At 74.4% G+C, this 19,580-nt stretch carries 15 protein-coding genes; 9 read left to right on the top strand and 6 right to left on the bottom strand.

Annotation, left to right across the window (positions count from 1 at the left end; genetic code table 11):
* Positions 1 to 58 precede the first annotated feature (58 nt).
* The 5 genes from ACZDWJ_RS10825 to ACZDWJ_RS10805 are packed head-to-tail and all read left to right on the top strand — an operon-like array spanning position 59 to position 4,289.
* Positions 59 to 358, top strand: a complete 300-nt coding sequence (locus ACZDWJ_RS10825; RefSeq protein ID WP_463520965.1) for a hypothetical protein — start codon at positions 59 to 61, stop codon at positions 356 to 358.
* Positions 355 to 1,698, top strand: a complete 1,344-nt coding sequence (locus tag ACZDWJ_RS10820) for a hypothetical protein (protein WP_463520964.1) — start codon at positions 355 to 357, stop codon at positions 1,696 to 1,698. The genes ACZDWJ_RS10825 and ACZDWJ_RS10820 overlap by 4 nt, the downstream gene beginning before the upstream one ends.
* A complete protein-coding gene (locus ACZDWJ_RS10815) occupies positions 1,695 to 3,011 on the top strand; it encodes a hypothetical protein (RefSeq protein ID WP_463520963.1) in 1,317 nt (438 codons plus the stop codon). Before ACZDWJ_RS10820 ends, ACZDWJ_RS10815 begins: the two co-directional genes overlap by 4 nt.
* Positions 3,008 to 3,613, top strand: a complete 606-nt coding sequence (locus tag ACZDWJ_RS10810; RefSeq protein ID WP_463520962.1) for a hypothetical protein — start codon at positions 3,008 to 3,010, stop codon at positions 3,611 to 3,613. Before ACZDWJ_RS10815 ends, ACZDWJ_RS10810 begins: the two co-directional genes overlap by 4 nt.
* Positions 3,606 to 4,289 (top strand): hypothetical protein, encoded by a 684-nt coding sequence (locus ACZDWJ_RS10805; protein WP_463520961.1) that lies wholly within the window; start codon positions 3,606 to 3,608, stop codon positions 4,287 to 4,289. The genes ACZDWJ_RS10810 and ACZDWJ_RS10805 overlap by 8 nt, the downstream gene beginning before the upstream one ends.
* A 4-nt stretch (positions 4,290 to 4,293) precedes the next feature.
* Here the strand turns inward: ACZDWJ_RS10805 and dinB are convergent, their stop codons facing one another.
* From dinB to ACZDWJ_RS10780, 5 genes are read right to left on the bottom strand one after another with little or no spacing between them, the layout of a single operon-like run.
* Complete coding sequence (gene dinB / locus ACZDWJ_RS10800; RefSeq protein WP_463520960.1) at positions 4,294 to 5,505, bottom strand: DNA polymerase IV; 1,212 nt, start codon at positions 5,503 to 5,505, stop codon at positions 4,294 to 4,296.
* A gap of 52 nt (positions 5,506 to 5,557) precedes the next feature.
* On the bottom strand, positions 5,558 to 6,115 hold the full coding sequence (locus ACZDWJ_RS10795) for a hypothetical protein (RefSeq protein ID WP_463520959.1): 558 nt from the start codon (positions 6,113 to 6,115) through the stop codon (positions 5,558 to 5,560).
* On the bottom strand, positions 6,112 to 6,705 hold the full coding sequence (locus ACZDWJ_RS10790; protein WP_463520958.1) for a hypothetical protein: 594 nt from the start codon (positions 6,703 to 6,705) through the stop codon (positions 6,112 to 6,114). Before ACZDWJ_RS10790 ends, ACZDWJ_RS10795 begins: the two co-directional genes overlap by 4 nt.
* Positions 6,702 to 7,811, bottom strand: coding sequence for a hypothetical protein (locus ACZDWJ_RS10785; protein WP_463520957.1), 1,110 nt, complete (start codon positions 7,809 to 7,811; stop codon positions 6,702 to 6,704). The genes ACZDWJ_RS10790 and ACZDWJ_RS10785 overlap by 4 nt, the downstream gene beginning before the upstream one ends.
* Complete coding sequence (locus ACZDWJ_RS10780; protein ID WP_463520956.1) at positions 7,808 to 8,134, bottom strand: hypothetical protein; 327 nt, start codon at positions 8,132 to 8,134, stop codon at positions 7,808 to 7,810. The genes ACZDWJ_RS10785 and ACZDWJ_RS10780 overlap by 4 nt, the downstream gene beginning before the upstream one ends.
* A gap of 394 nt (positions 8,135 to 8,528) precedes the next feature.
* On the opposite strand from ACZDWJ_RS10780, the gene ACZDWJ_RS10775 reads away from it, so the two are divergent.
* From ACZDWJ_RS10775 to ACZDWJ_RS10760, 4 genes are read left to right on the top strand one after another with little or no spacing between them, the layout of a single operon-like run.
* Positions 8,529 to 11,264: a hypothetical protein gene (locus ACZDWJ_RS10775; RefSeq protein WP_463520955.1), complete on the top strand. Its 2,736-nt coding sequence runs from the start codon at positions 8,529 to 8,531 to the stop codon at positions 11,262 to 11,264.
* Positions 11,264 to 12,553: an ABC transporter substrate-binding protein gene (locus ACZDWJ_RS10770; RefSeq protein ID WP_463520954.1), complete on the top strand. Its 1,290-nt coding sequence runs from the start codon at positions 11,264 to 11,266 to the stop codon at positions 12,551 to 12,553. The genes ACZDWJ_RS10775 and ACZDWJ_RS10770 overlap by 1 nt, the downstream gene beginning before the upstream one ends.
* A 9-nt stretch (positions 12,554 to 12,562) precedes the next feature.
* Positions 12,563 to 14,584, top strand: a complete 2,022-nt coding sequence (locus tag ACZDWJ_RS10765) for a serine/threonine-protein kinase (RefSeq protein ID WP_463520953.1) — start codon at positions 12,563 to 12,565, stop codon at positions 14,582 to 14,584.
* Positions 14,585 to 14,586: 2 nt separating this feature from the next.
* Positions 14,587 to 18,897: an FtsK/SpoIIIE domain-containing protein gene (locus tag ACZDWJ_RS10760; protein ID WP_463520952.1), complete on the top strand. Its 4,311-nt coding sequence runs from the start codon at positions 14,587 to 14,589 to the stop codon at positions 18,895 to 18,897.
* Positions 18,898 to 19,047: 150 nt separating this feature from the next.
* On the opposite strand, the gene ACZDWJ_RS10755 is transcribed toward ACZDWJ_RS10760, so the two are convergent.
* The gene (locus ACZDWJ_RS10755) at positions 19,048 to 19,344 is read right to left on the bottom strand and encodes a WXG100 family type VII secretion target (RefSeq protein WP_463520951.1); all 297 of its coding nucleotides are present in this window, start codon (positions 19,342 to 19,344) and stop codon (positions 19,048 to 19,050) included.
* Positions 19,345 to 19,580 lie beyond the last annotated feature (236 nt).

Below are 19,580 nucleotides of genomic sequence, written 5' to 3'. Positions count from 1 at the left end.
TCGGCGACCGGCATCGGGGAATGCTGCCCGCGCCCCTCTCGGAACGATCAGGATCCAGATGACCGCCGATCTCAGCTACGACAGCGACCGCCTCTCGCGGCTTGCCACCCAGCTCAAGACCATCACCACCGACCTCGAGAACGATCGGAAGCTGCGTGATCACGGCGTCGAGGACGTCGCTCATCGCAAGGTGGCCGACGCCATCGACGACTTCGTGAACGACTGGGACGACAAGCGTCAGCGCCTGATCTCGAAGGTCGAGACCCTCCAGAAGGCCGCGGCCTCAGCCCACGAGGAGTTCGCCAAGGTCGACCTCGAGCTCGTCAAGGCCCTCAAGGTCGACGGGGAGGACTCGTGAGTCGCCGGGTCGCTGACTGGGACCTCGTCGGACACGGCTCGGACCCCGTCCCTGCTGACGGCGATCGCGTCCGGGAGGTCGCCGTGGAGTTCCAGGACCGCGCCGAGGTGATGTCGACGGCGTCGGCCACGCTCAAGGCGTTCGCCTCCGAGTCCGCCTGGGTCGGCGAGGCCGCCAAGGCCTTCGACGACGAGGCCGAGGACACCTGGAAGGACCTCGAGAAGGCGGCCACCAAGTACGGCGACGCCGCCACCGCACTGCGGTCCTACTCCTGGGAGGTCGACGACGCCCGCGACCGCACGTGGAGGGCGGTCAAGGATGCCGAGGCGGCCGAGGAGCGCCGGCGCCAGCACGCCGATGCCCCGCCGGTCGTCGACGACCCGACTCCCGCGCAGGTCGACGCGGAGTCGGCCCGCACCCGTCAGCTCGCGGGCGCGCAGGGCGACCTCGCGACGGCTCGCAAGGACCTCGAGTCCGCGATGAGTGACCTCGCCCGCGCGGCAGACACCGCGGCCAGGGCGATCAACTCCGCCTCGGAGCGCTTCAAGGACAGCACCTGGGACAACATCAAGGGCTTCGTCGCCTCGGCGGTGAAGGTGCTGACGATCGTCGCCATGGTGATCGCGGCGATCGTCATCGTGATCCTGATCGTGGCCACGGCAGGTGGTGCGCTGGCCGCGGTCGCAGGCGTCGTCTCGGCGCTGAACACCATCGCTCTCGTCGTCTCCGCCGTGGCAGCGACCCTGACGGCCGCGCAGGCCATGTGGGGCGACGCCACGTGGCAGGACGCCGCGTGGGCGGCGGTCGGGGTGTTCGGCTTCGGCCTCGGTCGCGTGGGCGGGGCCCTGCTGAAGGGCCCCGTCGCTCGGATGATCCCGCTGGCCCGCAGTGGCGGCTCGGGCCTCCTGCGCTACCGATTCGCCGGGATGCTGCGCAACCTCGCCCCGGCGGGCGGACGGATCGCTCGTCGGCTGGGGCAGTACCAGGACGACCTCGCACGGGGCGTCACCCGGGCCGTCGACGAGGGGCTGCCGGCGATCATGAATGCCAAGCGCCCGATCGCGGACTTCCTGGGCGCCGCGGACGCCATCACCGAGACCCGCCGCCTGGCCCTGCTGTGCCGCTACGCCGACATCCCCGAGGACGCCCTCGGCCGGGTCTTCGCCGGCCTGGGCGCCACCTACACCGGCGCCGGCATGCAGGGCGTCAGCCTCGGCCACGACCTCGTGGTCAACCCCGGCGAGTCCGTTGAGAGCGGTCGGGAGCTATGGGGTGACGACCGGCCGTTCGACCTCGGCGTCGAGGACCGTCCGACGACCCTCGTCGGTGCCGGTCGGTGACCCGCGTCGTCCTGACTCCCGGCGTGCGCCAGGGCGTATCCCTCGCCGATGCGCGTCATTGGCGGCTGATCGCCTCCGCCGAGGGGCTCCAGGCCATCGAGCCGGACGGCGAGGGCGAACGGTCGCGCGCGCTCGCAGGCCCGGGGGAGATCACCCGGGCGGTGCGGGTTCCGGGCCCCGATCTGCCGGCGCGCTTCCGCAGGGTCCCGCTGCGAGGGCGGACCCCCACGCAGGACGTCGTCGCGTTCCTCGCCGGTGATCGCGTGGTCCTCACGCTGACGCTGTGGAAGATGTTCGCCGGCGGCAGCCCGGTGACGCACGAGGAGATCTACTCGGCGACGCGGCTGGAGGCCGCCGCCGCGGCGCTCGGGCTGCCGCTGGAGGACGCCTCGGAGCAGGAGCGCTCCCTCGTGCGCCGCGCGGGTGCCGCGCACACGTGGGGGCCGACCGTGGAGGCGCTGCGATCCCGTCGTCGGGTGCACCTCGTCCTCGCGATCGCTCTGGCCGTGGCGGCCGTGCTCTACGCCAACATCGTCGTCACCAGCGACCGCAGCGCGTGGCCGTTGAGCGTCCTGAGCGCTCTGGGCCTCGGATGGTGGGCGATCGACAGCTGGCGGTGGACCGACCGCTTCCTCCGGCGGGTCGACGCGCCCCTCCCGGATCCCGCGGATCCGGTGGCCGATCTGCCGAACCGGGCTGCGCCGTCCGCGCCGGTCTTCCAGCGCGAGGCGCAGCTGCGTGTGGCCGCGGCGGGCGTCGTCTGGCGCCAGCGCGGCGCGGAGGTCTGGCTGCCGGGCCCCGCCGAGGGCGGCGTGCGCACCTGCGCCGTCAGCCCCGACGCCCTGTGGTTCCTCGGGGCCGACGATGCCCCCTTCCTGGCCCTCTCCTCGGCGCGATGGGTCCCCGACGGCGACGACGCAGCGTTGCGCCGCGCCTGTGACGCGGCCGGGATCGCCGTCCGGCCCATGGCTCAGGCGGGCCTGCCGGGCGCCTTCCCCGGTGACTGGAGCGCCGACGACCCCCACGCCGAGGACCTCTCCTCCCCTGACCGCTTCCTCATCGCCCCCGCTGACCAGGGCATGCTCAGCATCGTCGCGGCCGTCGGGATGCCGATCCTCGGCGTGCTCAACGCCTTCTACGCGATCGCACCGGTCTTCCTCGGTGACCAGCCCGCCTGGCAGTCGGTGCTCCTCGGCGTCAGCGGCGCCGTCGGGATGCTGACGGCCGTCGTCGCGCTCGTGCTCGGTCTGCGGCGCAAGGCCTGGCTGCGGCGGGTGACGCGGCGCGACGCCACCGCGCCGAGGTCGTCGTGATCCGCACCGACCTCGGGCTCGAGCGGTTCGACGAGTGGCTGGCCCTGCCCGTCGACCGCGCGGCCGAGGACCTTCGGCACGACATCGAGGACCGCTTCCTCGCCGACCCCGCGCGACCAGAGATCAAGGAGCGCCTCGCACGACAGCTCGTGACCGTCCGCGACTCCGTGCTCGCGACCGCCGGGCCCGCCCACGAGGTGTTCGCCGTGTGGGCACTGCTGCCCTCCGGTGGTCAGCGGCTGCGGCCGTACGCGGTGCTGGTGGGGTCGTGGGTCGCGGTGGAGCCGGGCTTCGACCTCGACGCCGCGTCCGCGTTCCTCGCCAGCCACGCCGAGCCGTGGCAGCCGCCGCGCCGCGCGACGATCGACACCCTGCTCGGCCCGGCTCTGCACCACCGCATGCGGATCGGCGCCGAGGGATGGGGTGGCATCGCGCTCAGCGAGGTGGTCTCGGTGGCCTGGCCGACCGACGACGACATCGCCTTGGTGCTGCACACGATGCCGATCGAGGACCTCGCCTTGGCCGATGCCGTGTCGGCTGCCGTGGTCCAGCTCGCGAGCACCGCTCGCGAGGTCGATGCGAGAGAGGGTCTGGATGTCTGACCGCTTCGTCGATGCGACGCCCGGCTGGCGTCTGGTGCTCCCTGCGGGGTGGTTCACCATCCCGACCACCGACGCGGTCGAGCGCGATCGCGCCATCGTCCGGTTGCTCGACGCGCAGTTCTCGCGCACCTCGCGCGATGAGCTGATCCGACTGCGGATCGCGCTGGACCAGCGTCTGCGCGCGGACCTCGCGCGTGCGGCCGATCATGGCGTGACGCAGATGCACGCCCTGACCCGTGCGATCGCCGGGGTGCCGGTGTCCGCGACCCTCATGGTCGCCGAGCTCGAGGTCGACGAGGGCGAGCGGGTCGGAGCGCGCCTGGCGGCGCTCCTCGGGGCCGCCGAGGGGGTGGTCGAGAACGGGCCGACCGAGCTGGGCGGTCGTCCCGCCCTGCGCCGGCGCCGTGAGCGGACGGCACCGGTGCTGGAGGAGCCCGGCGCCGCCGAGACCTGGTCGGCCCAGCTCGACTTCCTGGTGCAGGAGCAGCCCGGACGGATCCTGGTGCTCACCTTCACCACCTACACCGAGCCGCTGGTCGAGCCGCTGATGGCCCTCTTCGACGCCGTCGCGCGGACCCTCCACCGGGCCGACGTCCCGGAGCCATGGTCGCTCGAGCACTGGCCGGTCGAGCGCGAGGGGATCGAGTCCGGTCCCGCGGCCGACGGCCGAGGCTGAGCCCTCACCCCGCGGCGACGTCGGGCAGCATCGGCGCCTCGAAGCCGACCCGCCGGCCCAGCAGCATCGCGCGGCCGACGGCGTCGGAGCCGAAGCGGTCGCGGACGGCGTCGAGCGCGGTGTCGAGCGCGGTGTCGCTCTCGCGCTGGGCCACCTCGCCGAAGAGGTCGAGCTCGAGCTGCTCGGAGTGCTCGTCGACGAGACCCGAGACGCTGACGCCGATGAGGGTGCAGCCGCGCTCGACGATCATCGGCCACGCGCCGGCGAGCAGCGCCCGGCCGGTCTCGACCCAGGCCGCGGTGGTGGCCGTCGAGTGGGGGAGGGTGGCCGAGCGGGTGACGGTGCCGAAGTCGGCGAAGCGCAGGCGCAGGGTGAAGGTGCGCCCGATGCGCTCCCCGGAGCGCAGGCGCCGGGCCACGCGGTCGACGAGGCCGACCAGGACAGCCTCGAGGTCGCTGCGTCCCTTCGGGGCGCTGCGCGGCAGCGCGCTCTGCGCACCCACCGAGCTGCGCCGACGCCCGACGACGACCGGCCGCGGGTCGCGCAGGTTGGCCAGCGCCCACACGTGCTGGCCGGCGGCGGCGCCGAGGGCGCCCTCGAGCTCGGTCTGCTCGCGGGCGGCGAGGTCGCCGACGGTGTGGATGCCGTCGGCGTGCAGGCGCCGGGCCGTCACCGGACCGACGCCCCACAGCCGCTCGACCGGCAGCGGGTGCAGGAAGGTCTCCTCGGCGTCGGCGGGCACGACGAGCAGGCCGTCGGGCTTGGCGGCGGCGCTGGCCACCTTCGCCAGGTGCTTGGTGCGGGCCACGCCCACGGAGATCGGCAGCCCCACCTCCTCGCGCACGCGGGCGCGCAGTGCACGGGCGACGTCCTCGGCGGGTCCGGCGAGCCGTCGCAGGCCCGCGACGTCGAGGAACGCCTCGTCGATCGAGACCCCCTCCACCAGCGGCGTGGTGTCCTCGAACACGGCGAACACCGCGCGGCTGGCCTCGACGTAGGCGGAGAACCGGGGCGGGACGACGACGGCCTGCGGGCAGCGTCGCAGCGCCTCCTGGCCGCCCATGCCGCCGCGCACCCCGTAGGCCCGGGCCTCGTAGCTGGCCGCCAGCACCACCCCGGCTCCGACGATGACCGCGCGCCCGGCGAGCGCGGGGTCGTCGCGCTGCTCGACCGAGGCGTAGAACGAGTCGAGGTCGGCGTGGAGGAACCGGGGCACGCTCCATGATCGAACAGGCGTTCGATCAACGCAAGGCCCCGGCGGGAGGGGGTCAGGCGGAGGGCGTCGAGTCGGCGCGGTGCAGCGAGCCGGCGATGGCGTCGAAGAGGGCCACCAGCTCGCCGGCGACGTCGTCGGAGACGGTGGTGAACTGCAGCAGGAGCGGGCGGCGCTCGCGGTCGAGCAGCAGGATCTCCAGGTGGGTGGCCCATCCGCCGGCGTCCGGCCCGTCGGTGATCAGCATGCGGCGACGCCGTCGCACCCCGGTGAGCCCGGCGACGGCGATCGGGCCGGTCTCGAGCACGCCCAGGGCCGGTCCGAGCATCGCCTCGGCGCCGTCGTCGGCGCGGCCCGCCGGCTGGCTGACGACCAGCGCGGCGGTGACGTCGACGTCCGCGACGCCGGGCAGGCCGTCGCGCAGGACGTGGACGCTGCAGGCGGCGTCGTCGGCCGCGGCGCGCAGGTGGTCGGCGAGCAGGCCGAGCTCGGGGGAGGCCGGCTCGGCGTCGAGCTCGCCCGCCCGCAGGCTGACCCATCCCGGCGGCAGGAGGAGCCGCCAGTCGGCGCGCCGGCCGGGCGCCTCGGCGGGGACGTGCGCGGGGGCGCTCACAGTCCGCTCACCTCGCGTCCGAGGGCAGCGAGGGCGGTGGTGAGCGCGGGGCCGTGGGCGAGGTCCTCGGCGTAGCCGCCGAGCACCACCAGCAGGTCGCGGTCGGGACGCCGCCACGCCAGGCTCGTGCGCGCGTGCACGGCCCGCGCGCCCGTGGCGTCGGGCGCGGCCAGAGGGCGGCAGCGCACCCGCAGGGCCGGGCCGGACGCCGTGGCGACCTCGTCGACCTCGGGCGCGCCGACGAGCGCCTCGCCCGCCAGCAGCCGGGCGACGGCGTCGGTGGCCTGTCGGGCGGCCGGGAGTCGCACGCCCCGCAGCGTCGCGTGGGCGCTCCAGCGCAGCGCGCCGGGCTCGTCGAGCAGGAGCCAGGCGGCCACGAGGTCGACGCCGGGCCGGCCGCGATCCGCGCCCAGGAGGGTCGCGACGCGCAGGATGGCGTCGGCCTGCTCCGCGGAGCCGGACCGGGTTCCGAGCAGCCGCTCGCGATAGGCCTCCGGCTCGGCGTCGAGGTCCAGGGGGAGCCAGCGGGCCAGGCCCGGCAGACGCAGCACGCCGGTGGTGGTCGTCGCGGCCGGTGCGGAGCCCCTCACGCGACCGCCACGGACCGCCAGGCCGACGCCGGGGAGCGGCCGGCGGCGACGACGGCGTGGTCGAGGCCGGTGAGGTGCAGCCCGAGGTCGCTGAGATCGCCGAGGTCGCCGGGCCCGCCGCCCGCGCCAGGGGCCTCCAGCAGCGGGTGGCGTCCGGCCGGGAAGTGGAGGTCGTGGGCCTCGTCGCGGGGCTCGTCGCGGTCGGCCTCGGCGAGCTGACGACCCCGGGCGGTGGTCAGCGCCGCGCGCACGCGGACGTCGGTGCGGTCGGGCGGGAGCATCGTCAGCGCGAAGCCGAGGAGCAGCATCCCCGCGATCGTCCAGCCGACGTCGCCCGTGGGCGTCAGGCCGGCCTGGCGGACCTCGCCGGGACGCAGCGTCGCGCCGACGTCGGGGCGGGCCAGGCCGAGCGCGACGGTGCGCACCTCGCCCTGGCCGTCGGAGGCGGCCGCGGCCAGCAGGCGCAGCGAGCGGGTAGCCACGGCCAGCGCCTGGCCGACGGTGCCGAGCCCCTCGATCGAGCGGGTCAGGGTGGCGGCGAGGCCGCCGGGCAGGAGGAGGGTGACGTCGGAGACGCCGTCGGCGCCGTCGGCGCGGGGCTGCAGCTCGCGGCGGCAGCGGTCGGCGGCGTCGTCGAGGTCGCGCATCGTGGCCTCGAGGCGGCGGCGCGCGGCGGCCAGCTCGTCCTCGGCGGCGGCCAGCCGGGCGCTGTCGACGTCGGCCTGCTCGGGGGTGGCGAGGGGGTCGGGCTGGTGGGCCAGCCGCTGGCGCTCGGCGCCCTCCGCGGTCTGGAGCGCGGACCCGGTGCGTCCGCGGGCGTGGGCGACGTCGTCGGCGAAGCGGCGCAGCGCCCCGCTCGCGCGCTCATGGTCCTCCGCGGCGCGGGCCAGGGCGCCCAGGTGCTCCGCGGCGCGCACGGCGAAGGTCTCCGCGCTGCGGCCGTGCCAGCCCTCGAGGGCGCTGAGCCGGTCGAGGGCCACCTGCACCTCGCGCAGGCGCCGGGCCCGGTCGTCGTGGTCGGCGGCCACCCGCTCGACGGCGTCGGCGGTGGCGGGCACCGGGTCGGCCTCGCGGCCGAGGAGGTGCCAGTCGCCGACGCGGCTCATGCGACCGCTCCCGACGAGGTCGGGGCGCCGCCCATGACGGCGTGGATGCGCGCGGCGAGCTCGGTGTCGGCGCGGTCGAGCTCGGCGGCCGCGCGGGCCACCCACTGCGCGAGGTCCTGCAGGCCGCGGGCCAGGGCCTCGCGATCGCCCTCCCAGACGCCGGCGAGATCCTGCAGCACGTGCACGAGGGAGTCGACGGCGACGTCGCGCCGGTCGACGCGGTCGAGACCGGGATCGTGGACGAGCTGGTCGGCGAGGGTCGCCAGCGTGCGGCTCATGCCGAGCAGGTCCTCCCGCGCGTACTGCAGCGTGTCGCCCGCCATGGGGACCTCCCTCTCCGGGACCGCCCCGAGGACGCGCGCCCGGAGACCGGACGCGCGCGGCGGTCCCAGTCCTGCTTCCCCGTCTCGACGCGGCTCACACCTGTGGATCCGCACCACGGCGACACGCCCGCGACACGCCCGCGACACGCCGAGGCGGAGGCGCCGGCGTCACCTCCGGCGGAGGTCCGCGTTGAACCGGGCGCATTCATCCGTCTCAGGACGAGTAGATCCGGTCCGGGATGGGTAGGTGCGACGTGCCCGACTCGGCGAGCACATCGATCGCTTCGTCGACGTCGTGGCAGCAGGTCATGGAATCCCGGGCTGACCCGGCTACGAGGCGAGAGTTCAGATGACGAAGACATGGGGGACCCGGGCGGCACGCCGCCGCCGGGTCGTGAAGCCGGCGACCGCCGTCATGGCGATGGTGCTGGCCGGCTCGACCACCGCGATCGTGGTGGCCGGCACGGCCGGATCGGCCGAGGCCGCGCCGCAGCGCGTGCTGCAGTCGGTCGACGTGAAGGTCGGCGAGGACGGTCGCGTCGCGAGCATCACCAGCCGCGCCGTCCGCGCCTCCGGCGACGACGACGTCAAGGAGGACGTGCAGGACCTCGACGCCGCCACGCTGGCCCCGCGCCTGCCCGTCCGCGTCCAGACCGCCTGGCGCCTGGGCGACCGCACCGGCACCGATCTGAACCAGATCAAGGGCGAGTCGGGCCGGGTCGTCATCGACCTCACCGTCCAGAACACCACCGTCCAGGCCCGCCAGGTCGCCTACGACGTCGCCGGCGTGAGCCGCAAGCGCTGGGCGCTGGTCGGCACGCCGCTCACGGTCGTCGCCTCGGCCGACCTCGGCAAGAAGTCCTACGGCCAGGTCGTCGTCAACGACGACCAGCGCCCGCAGGACGTCACCAACGGCGTCCTCGGCCGCGGCGACGACGACGCCGGCCAGGTGCAGTGGGCGACGATGCTCGCCCCGCCGCGCCTGGGCGCAAGCGCGACGCTGCGCCTGGTCCAGGACACCAAGGACTTCAAGCCGCCGCGGTTCGACCTCAGCGTCCAGCCCGGCCTGGTCACCGACGCCTCGCTGAAGGGCCTCCTCGAGGCGGCCTTCACCGACCAGTCCGACAGCAACGTCAGCCTGGAGCGCCGCACGATCTCGCTGATCACCAGCGTCACCACCGTGCTCACCGAGGCCAGCTCGGTGCTCAACCGCATCCAGACCGAGCTCGGCGGCACCGCCGCCACCCTCGGCGCGCGCACCATCGCCGACCTCCAGAGCAGCAGCTCGGAGGTCAGCTCCTCGATGACGAGCCTGAGCGCCGACCTCAACGGCCTGAGCTCCGACATCAGCACCCGCCTCGACAAGGCCAACGACTCCGCGCTCAAGGCGCTGGGCCGCAGCGTCACCCAGGTCACCTCGCTGCTCGGCGACCCGAAGACCCAGGCGCCGGTCATCAGGGACACCACCGACGGCTGTGACATCCCGGCCCTGCCCGAGGGCCGCAAGCCCACGATCATGGCCCAGATCGCCGCGGTCTCCGGCCAGCTCAAGGCCCTGTCGACGTCCACCGGGAGGTGCCAGGAGCTCATCCAGGCCGGCCTCGCCACGACGGTCGGCACCATCGAGCCCGACGGCACCTGCACCCCGGCCGACGCCGCCGCCTGCATGATCCAGCAGGTCGGCACGTCGCTCACCACGCAGGTCGCCGCGGTCGTCCAGTTCCGCGACTCCTTCGCGGCGAAGTTCGACCCCGCCCTGGTCGGCAAGGTCATCTCGACCAACGACGCGGTCCAGAAGGCCGTGAACGACCTCTACAAGCTCGTCTACCCGCTCTCCAGCGGCGGCACCGGCGGCATCACCGGCGACCTCAGCGGCGTGCGCGCCACCCTCGTCCAGGCCCGGGACCTGCTCGCGCCCACCGGGGGCGACACCCTCGCCGTGCAGCTCGACAAGCTCAACGACCAGCTCGCGCCGGTCCGCACGACGCTCCGCGACTCCACCGGGCGGGGCAGCTCGATCGCCCGCCTCGGCACGGTGCGCACCTACGTCTGCGACAACCTGCCGGGCGACCAGTCCGACCGGGTGTCGGTCGACCTCCTCGGCGTGAAGTGCGCCGACCCGCTGCCCGCCGCGAACGCCTACGACCCCGACTCCCTCGCCGGGAAGTTCAGCCAGGTCGACTCCGCCGCCGGCGAGCTCGACGCCATCGCCTCGGGCATCGGGGACGTCGTGACGAAGATCAACGCGGTCAACGGCTACGTCACCAGCGCCATCAGCCAGATCGACGACATCACCGGCGACTCCGGCAGCAGCCCCGCCCTGAGCAACAAGCTGATCGGGGTCTACTGCACCGTCGCCAAGCTGACCCTGGGCGCCGACAAGCTCCCGGAGACGCCCTGCGGGAAGCTGCCCGACGGCACCCTCGCGCCGCTGCCGGAGCTGCAGAAGGCGATCGAGGCGGTCAAGGAGAACCAGGCCAGCCTCACCGCGGAGTCCATCCGCCAGGCCTTCGACGGCGCCACCGGCGTCATGAGCGCCGCCGCGCAGCAGGCCGGCGTCTCGGCCCAGCAGGTCTCGCAGGCAGGCAACCAGGCCGGCAACCAGGCCAGCAGCCTGATCGGCCAGCTCAGCAGCCAGCTCGACGACTCGGGCGACCAGGTGCTCAAGGAGGGGCGCGACACCGTCACCGAGCAGCGGGAGCGGCTGGCCGCCACCACCCGGCGCTCGGGCGCGGAGCTGACCTCCGGCGTCACCGCCACGGTGCGCAGCATCGACGCCACGGTCGCGGCGTCCAACCGCAACGTCGCCGCCTCGGAGAAGCGCCTGCTGGCCGACCTTCGCAAGGTCCTCCTCGATCTCGGCGAGCGCAAGAACAACGGCTCGGGCCTCCTCGGCTCGCTGTTCACCAGCGCCACCAGCACCGGCGTCAGCAACGACCGCATCGAGAGCGCCACCGACACCGCGGCCGACTTCAGCCGGGTGCGCGGCCAGGGCCTCGACGACCTCCTGCTGCAGCAGGCGCAGACCGCGCTGGCGCTGCAGCTGCAGGCCGACTTCCCGGTCTTCGGCATCGACCTGCCCGCGGGCAGCACCCACACGACCGTCTTCTCGGTGCAGGTGGGTGGCTGATGCCGCGCCTCACGCACACCCGGCTGGGCCGGGTCGCGGTGCTGGCGCTGGCCAGCACCCCGGTGCTGGGCCTGGCGGCCTGCTCGGGTGACGACGACCAGACGCCGAAGGGTCCGCGTCCGGCCGCGGTCGCGCTGAGCGACCTCAAGGTCGAGGACCCCATGACGCTCGGCCTCCTGGTCACCGTCGACTCCGCGCCGGGCCAGGGCGACGCCGTCCTGGCCTCGGCGGCCGGGGCGCAGGTCGCCGTCGAGCGCCTGCGCCTGGGCGGGTCGAAGATCACCCTCGACGTCCAGGACGACCGCGGCACCGCAGAGGGCGCCTCGGCGGCCGTCGAGGAGATGGTCGGCCAGGGCGTCAGCGGCATCGTCGTCGCCTCCACCGGCGACCACCTCGACGACGCCCTCGACGCCGCGTCGAAGGCCGGCGTCCCCGTCATCGCCCCCTACCTGCGCGAGACCGCGCAGCTGCCGAAGGGCGTCTGGCTCTCCGGCCCCGACGACGCCGGCATCGCCGCGGCCACGAAGCAGGCCCTGGCCGACCAGAGCCTCACCAAGCCGTTTGTCGTCAGCGCCGACGGCGTCGCCTCGCCGGTCGACGCCCTCGAGGGCATCGACGCCGGCGACACCGCGTCCTCGCCGACGCGGGTCGTCGCGGCGGTGCAGCGGGCGGTCAAGGCCAAGCGCGCCGACAGCGTCGTCGTCGCCGCGGCTCCCGACACCCAGGGCAAGATCGTCGCCGCCCTGCAGGGCCGGGTGCCCGACCTGCCGATCGTCCTGACCCCCGACGCCCTCAGCCCGACCTTCGCCAAGACCCTCGACGAGGCGGGCGGCACCACGGCCGACGAGCTCACCACGGTGGGCATCGACGCCACGGACGCCACCACGCTCGGCCAGGGCCGCCCGGCGGAGTCGGCGGCCGCGTTCTTCGCGGCGCTGCGACTGCTGGCCGACAACCCCGACGCCAAGGACCTCTTCGGCTCGGGCTCCTTCGCCGACGCCTCGTCCGGGGCCGACCTCGCCAGCCACGACGCCGTCATCGCCTTCGCCACCGCGGCGGCGGAGGCCGGCTCGGTCACCGCCTCCGACGTCGCCTCGACGCTCCAGGGCCTCCAGGTCGAGGCGGCCGACGGCCTCGCCGGCCCGCAGCTGGACTTCGGCTCCACCGACGCCCTCGCCCAGAAGGACGTCGTCCCGCTGGTCTCGACCTCGCAGGACCCGGGCGTGCGCCCGGCGCTCAGCACCACCGCGGCCCTGCACTGGTTCGCGATCCCCGCCCAGGAGGGCTGATCCCTGAACGTGGAGAACCGTCGAGCACTCGGCAGTCGCTACGAGCTCGTCCAGCGCATCGGCTCCGGTGCGATGGGCGAGGTCTGGCGTGCTGAGGACCGCACCGACGGCTCCGTGGTGGCAGCGAAGCTGCTGCGCTCGGAGCTGACGCAGGACCCCTCGATCGTCGCTCGCTTCGTGCAGGAGCGCTCGATCCTGGTGACGCTGCGCCACCCGCACATCGTGCGGGTGCGCGACCTCGTGGTGGAGGGCGAGGACCTCGCCATCGTCATGGACCTCGTCGAGGGCCACGACCTGCGCTGGCACCTGCGCGAGCAGGGCACCATGACGCCGCGGATCGCGGTCGGCATCGTCTGCTCGATCCTCGACGCGCTGGCGGCCGCCCACGCCGCCGGGGTGCTCCACCGCGACGTCAAGCCCGACAACGTGCTGATGGCGCGGGCCGGCGGCGCCGACCCCGCCGACGTCCGGCTCTCCGACTTCTCCATCGCCCGGCTGGCCCAGGAGTCCACGGTCATGGCCACCGGCCTGCTCGGCACCCCGGGCTACATGCCGCCGGAGCTGTTCGTCCACGGCTCGTTCAGCGCGGCCTCCGACGTGTACGCCGCCGGCGTCCTGCTCTACGAGCTCCTCGCCGGCCGCACCCCGTTCGCGGGTCCCGGCACCGCGCACACCGTCGGCCACCGGCACGTCACCATGGCGCCGCCCGTGCTCGCCGTGCCCGACGAGCTGTGGCGCGCGCTCTCCACGATGCTGGCCAAGGAGCCCGGGAGCCGGCTGCCGGCCGAGCGCACCGCCGAGCTCCTGCGGGCGCTGCCCGACTCCGTGCTCGACGTGCCTGCCCTGCCCGTGCAGAGCGATCCCGCGTCGTGGATCCAGGCCGCGCCTGAGAGCCCCGCGGGGCCGATCCGCGTCCAGGAGACCCCCGCCGGAGTCGACGTCGGCGCCACCTTCGTCCCGCGCTCCGGCGAGGTCGCCGAGCCGGTCGCCCGGGCCGGCGAGGTCCAGGCGCTCGCGCCGGTCACCGGGCTCGGCGGCGGCGAGGAGACGATGCTCGGTCGCGTCGTGGAGTCCGCGCCGAAGCCGGTGCTCGAGCCGCAGGTCGTCTCGGCTCCCGAGCGCACCCGTCCCAAGTGGTTCGTCCCCGTGGTCGCCGCCGGCGCCGCGATCGTCCTGGGCCTCGGCGCCTGGGGCGTCACCAGCCTGCTCGGCGGAGGCGGCGGCGACGAGAAGGCCGGTGGCCAGGGCTCCGGCTCGGTCGACGCCTCGCTTCCCGGCGACGCGCTGCCCACCGGGCTCACCGTCGACTACGACGCCACCTACGACGCCTCGAAGGGCTCGGTGGCGCTGACGATCCGCTACTCCGCGGAGTCCGCACCGCTCAAGGGCCCCTTCCTGCAGGTCATCCCGCCGACCGGCACGGGGCAGGACTGCCCGCTCCCGGCCTGGCAGGACGCCCAGGTCACCCCGAACATCCCCAGCACCACGGGCATCGCGGTCCCGTGCGCCTACTCCCTCCAGACGCCCGACATCGACGCGCGCAGCGACGTCGAGGTCAAGGCCGACATCCCGCTGAAGATCGACGCCACCAAGGACGCGCTGGACGGCTGGCTCGGATCGATCGCGGAGAGCACGCAGGCGGCGCTGAGCGCGCAGCCGCGCTCCACCGCCTACGCCGTGCAGCGCCTCCAGGACGTCGACGTCCAGATCAGCCCCACCCAGCCGCGGGTCGGGCAGACCACGCTGGGCGTCACCCTGCTGCCGGTCTGGCTGGGCGCGAAGTCCGCCGACGCCGAGCACCCGCTCTTCGACAGTCGGGCGGTCGGCGACGCCACCACCATGCTCGACCAGGTGGCCGGCGGCTACGAGGGCGTCCGGCTCTCCGACGGCTGCAACGGAGCCCTCGTCATCGACGACGGACGTCGCGTCGGCATCCAGCGCACCGCCTCGGACTGCCGGGTCGACGTGCGGCTGGGCAACTTCACCGATCTCGAGTCCCCGACCTTCACCATCGCTTCCGCAGGAGGCTGACGTTGCGCATCACCCTGACCGTCCAGGCCCCAGCCGGGGAGACCGACGTCCTCGTCGACTGTGACGACGACCTGCCGCTGGAGCGGCTGCAGGAGGCGGTGCGGGCCGAGGTCGGCGCGCTCGTCACCGTCGGCAGCCCGGCCGGCCCCCTCGGCGCGGAGACCCGCGTCGCGGAGGCGGGGCTGCGCAACGGCGCGGTCATCCGCCTCGACGGCGCCGACCCCGACGTCGAGCTGCCCACCAGCGGCTGGCAGCTCCACGTGGTCGGCGGCCCCGCCGCCGGCGGCGTGTTCTCCCTGCCGCTGGGACGTCACGAGCTCGGCCGCAGCGGCATGCCGTCGTGGGGCGACCAGTCGATGTCGCGGCGCCACTGCTGCGTCGAGGTCGGCACCGACGGCGTGAGCGTCCAGGACCTCGGCTCGGCCAACGGCTCGCTGCTCGACGGCGAGGCCGTGCCGCAGGAGACCGCGGTCGCGTGGGAGCCCGGCGCGGTGCTGCACCTGGGCGACTCCCTGCTCGAGCTGCGTCAGGCCGTCGTCGCCGACGCCGCGGTCGAGGACGCCGAGGCCGGCTGGTCGACGTTCCTGCGGCCGCCGCGGATCCGTCCACTGCATCTGACCCCGCGCATCGAGGTGCCGAAGGCGCCCGCCGAGCACCGCAACCGTCGCTTCCCCGTGATCGCGATGGTCGCGCCGCTGTTCTTCGGCATCGTCATGGCCGTCGTCATGAAGTCGCCGTTCTACCTGATGTTCGCGCTGATGAGCCCGCTGATGATGGCGGCCAACCAGTTCTCCGAGCGTCGCGGGGCCGCGAAGGACCACAAGGAGGCGGTGGCCGAGTACGAGGCCAAGCTCGCCCAGGCCCAGATCGACCTCGACCGCGCCATCGACTCCGAGCAGCGCCGGCTGCGCGAGGAGATGCCCGACGCCGCCGCCACGCTCCTCACCGCCACGCTCCCGGGCCGCCGGCTCTGGGAGCGTCGCAAGCACGACCCCGACTCCCTCGTGCTGCGGCTGGGCACCTCGGAGATCCCCTCCACCGTCGAGGTCAGCGGCGCCGACGACGGCGCCGACCACCGGCTGCGCGACGTCCCGGTCGGCGTCCACCTCGCCCAGGTCGGCGTGCTCGGCCTGGCCGGCGCTCCCGAGCGCGTCGAGGGCGTGCTGCGCTGGGTGATGGTGCAGCTGAGCGCCTACCACGCGCCCCGCGACCTCTCGGTCTCCTTCCTCTCCACCCAGGCCGGCGCCACCTGGTCCTGGACCCGCTGGCTCCCGCACCTGCGTCCCGAGGACCCCGACGGCCCCGCCGCGATGATCGGCAACGACGACGCCACCACCACCGCGCTCGTCGCCGGCCTCAGCGAGATGGTCAAGCAGCGCCAGGACTCCGCCAAGGAGCACCACAACCTGAGCGCGGAGTCGTTCCCGACCCACGTCGTCGTCCTGCACGGCTACCGCCGCATGCGCGGCCTCCCGGGCCTGGCCCGGATCCTCGAGCAGGGCCCCGAGGTCGGCGTCTACGCCGTGTGCACCGACGAGGAGGAGCGCTCGCTGCCCGAGCGCTGCAACGCCACCCTCCTGCTCGACCTCGCCCACCCCTCCTACGCCGTGCTCTCGCGCGCCGGGGAGACCACGCTGCGCAAGGTGCTCGTCGACGCCGTCGGCCAGCGCTACACCGAGCGGGTCGCCCGCGCCCTCGCGCCGCTGAAGGACGTCGGCGCCGAGGCCGGCGGCGACACCCTGCCCGACTCCGCGCGCCTGCTCGAGGTGCTCGCGCTCGAGGACCCCACCGCCGACGCCATCCGCTCGCGCTGGGTGCTCGAGCCGCGCTCGACGACGATGGTGCTCGGCGTCGGCGTCGACGGCCCGTTCTCCCTCGACCTGCGCCTCGACGGCCCGCACGGCCTCGTCGCCGGCACCACCGGCTCGGGCAAGACCGAGCTGCTGCAGACGATGATCGCCAGCCTCGCGATCGCGAACCGCCCCGACGAGCTCAACTTCGTGCTCGTCGACTACAAGGGCGACTCCGCGTTCAAGGAGTGCGTGAAGCTCCCGCACACCGTCGGCAAGGTCAACGACCTCGACCCCCACCTCGTGGAGCGCGCGCTCGCCTCGCTGCAGGCCGAGCTCAAGCACCGCGAGCACTTCCTGGCCGAGGCATCGGTCAAGGACATCGAGGACTACCAGGACCTCTGCGCCCGCGAGCCCCACCGGCCGCCGCTGCCGCGCCTGCTCATCGTCATCGACGAGTTCGCCCAGCTGTCCAAGGACCTCCCGGACTTCGTCACCGGCCTGGTGAGCATCGCCCAGCTCGGACGATCGCTGGGCATCCACCTGGTGCTGGCCACCCAGCGCCCCGGCGGCGTGGTGTCGGCCGACATCCGCGCGAACACCAACCTGCGCATCGCGCTGCGCGTCAACGACGTCAGCGACTCCACCGACGTCATCAACTCCGCCGACTCCGCGCGCATCCCGAAGAGCGCGCCGGGCCGGGCCTTCGCCCGCACCGGCGCCTCCTCGCTGCAGGGCTTCCAGGCCGGCCGCGTCGGCGGACGTCGTCCCGGTGCCGCGGTGGCCGAGATCCCGCCGCCGTTCCTGGCCCGCATGACGTGGGGCAACGCCGGCTACGCCGCCCCGCGGCCCAGCGGCCCGACCACGAACAACGAGGTCGCCGACACCGACCTCGCCGCCGTCGTCCGCGCGATCGGCGCGGCCGCGCAGGCCGAGGGCCTGCCCGAGCAGCGCCGCCCGTGGCTGCCGCCCCTGCCCGAGCAGCTGCTGTGCGAGGAGGTCTGGGAGCAGGCCGGCGTCCCGACGCTCGGCCCGGGCCACGTGCCGGCCTTCCCGTTCGGCCGCATCGACCTGCCGGGCCAGCAGCGTCAGCGCGCCGCCGTGCTCGACCTCGCCCAGGACGGTCACCTGCTGCTCATCGGCTCGGCCAAGGCCGGCCGCTCGCAGGCGCTGCGCGCGATCGCCGCGTCGGTGGCCCGACTGGCCGACCCGGCCGACGTCCACCTCTACGGCCTCGACTGCGGCAACGGCGCCCTCAACCCGGTGGCCGACCTGCCGCACTGCGGCGCGGTCGTCTCCCGCACCGAGCCCGAGCGGGCGGCCCGCCTGATCGCCCGGCTCACCGCCGCGATGGACGAGCGTCAGCGCATCCTGTCCGCCGGCGGCTTCGCCGACGTCACCGAGCAGCGCGCGGCCTCCAGCGACCCGCTGCCGCACCTCGTGCTGCTGCTGGACCGCTGGGAGGGCTTCGCCACCACGATCGGCGAGGTCGACTCCATCTTCGACGGCGTCACCCGCATCCTGCGCGAGGGCGCCAGCCTCGGCGTCCACGCCGTCATCGCCGGCGACCGCACCCTGGCCAGCAACTCGCGCGTCTCCTCGATGACGGAGAACAAGCTCGCGATGCGCCTGGCCGACCGCGGCGACTACACGATGGTGGGCCTCTCGCCGCGCGCCGTGCCCGAGCGCATCCCGGCGGGCCGTGCCTTCACCGCCGGTGGCGAGGAGGTGCAGGTCATGCTGCTCTCCGCCGACGACTCCGGCCCGGCCCAGGCGGCCGCGCTGCGCGACCTCGGCCGCGATCTCGTGCCGGCCGCGGAGGGCCGTCGCCCGTTCCGCGTCGACGTCCTGCCCGCGCGGGCGACCCTCGAGCTCGCGCTGTCGCTGCCGCCCCTCGAGGTGGTCGGCCCGCGGATCCTCGTGGGCGTCGGTGGCGACGACCTGCACACCTTCGAGGTCGACGCCGCCCGCGGCGCCAGCTTCCTGGTGGCCGGTCCGGGGCGCTCCGGCCGCTCCTCGGTGCTGCTCGGCGCCGCCCGCGGCTTCATCGCCACCGGCGGCCAGGTGCTCGTCGTCGCTCCGCGGCCCAGCCCGCTGCGCGACCTCGCCGGTCAGCCCGGCGTCCTCGGCGTCGTCACCGACGCCGGCACCCCGGTCAGCGCCTACGAGGAGATGCTCGAGGGCGCCACGGGGCGGGTGCTGATGGTGCTCGACGACGCCGAGGGCCTGCGCGACTGCGGTGGCTCGGACCTCCTGCTCGACGTCGTCCGCGGCCGCCGTGAGGAGATCTTCCTGCTCGCCGGCGGTCACAGCGACAGCGTCACCTCCGGCATCTCCGGCTGGCAGGTCGAGCTGCGCAAGACCCGCGCCGGCGTGCTGCTCTCGCCGCAGGGCCTCTCCGACGGCGACCTCGTCGGCGTCCGCCTGCCGCGCAGCATCATCGGCAACCCGGTGCGTCCGGGCAGCGGCTGGCTGCACGCGGGCGACGGCGAGCTGGTGCAGGTGGCCACGCTCGTCGAGTGAGGCCGCGGCCACGACGCGCGACGACGATCGGCCCCGTCCCCCTGCGTGGTGGACGGGGCCGCTGTCGTCGGTCGGGACGGGTGCCCGCAGACAGCACGAGGCCGGTGCCCCCGAGCGGGGACACCGGCCTCGTGTGGTCGCCGAAGAGCGTCAGCCCTTGAGGGCCGAGGACAGCTGCGAGTCGACGTCGCGGAAGGTGGAGGCGGCCTTGTTGAGGTAGCCGGCCATGCCCTGCAGACCCTCGATGGTCTTTGAGGCGCCCTGGGTGAACTCCTCGTAGGAGGCCTGGAAGGCACCGGAGGCGGCGTCGGTGACGAAGCCGCCGGAGACCAGGCCGTCGACCTGGCTCTTGAGGTTGCGCAGGTAGGTGTCGATCTCCTGCTGCGCGTTGGTGAGCTTGGTGGCCTGCGACTCCATCTCCTGGTAAGTCACGTTCACGTTAGCCATGGGGTTCTCCCTAAGTGGTATGTCTGGTGCCCGAGTCAGTCCCGAGCAGGCGGAACGCACATGACGGCGGTCGGTGACCTCCGTCGAACCGGTGCGGTCGGCCCGCTCCGGCATCGAGGTCACACTTCCCCGCCCGACGCCGGACCATGCCTCCGGAGCCGAGGAATTTGTGGACGACTCCGACGGCGGGTGGCGGTCCTCACCGATCAGGTGGTGGTGGGGGTATAGGCAGCGGG

Source organism: Nocardioides sp. B129/18 (genome assembly GCF_055282735.1).
Note: the sequence above shows the minus strand (reverse complement) of the source record. Positions and strands in the feature narration are given on the sequence as shown.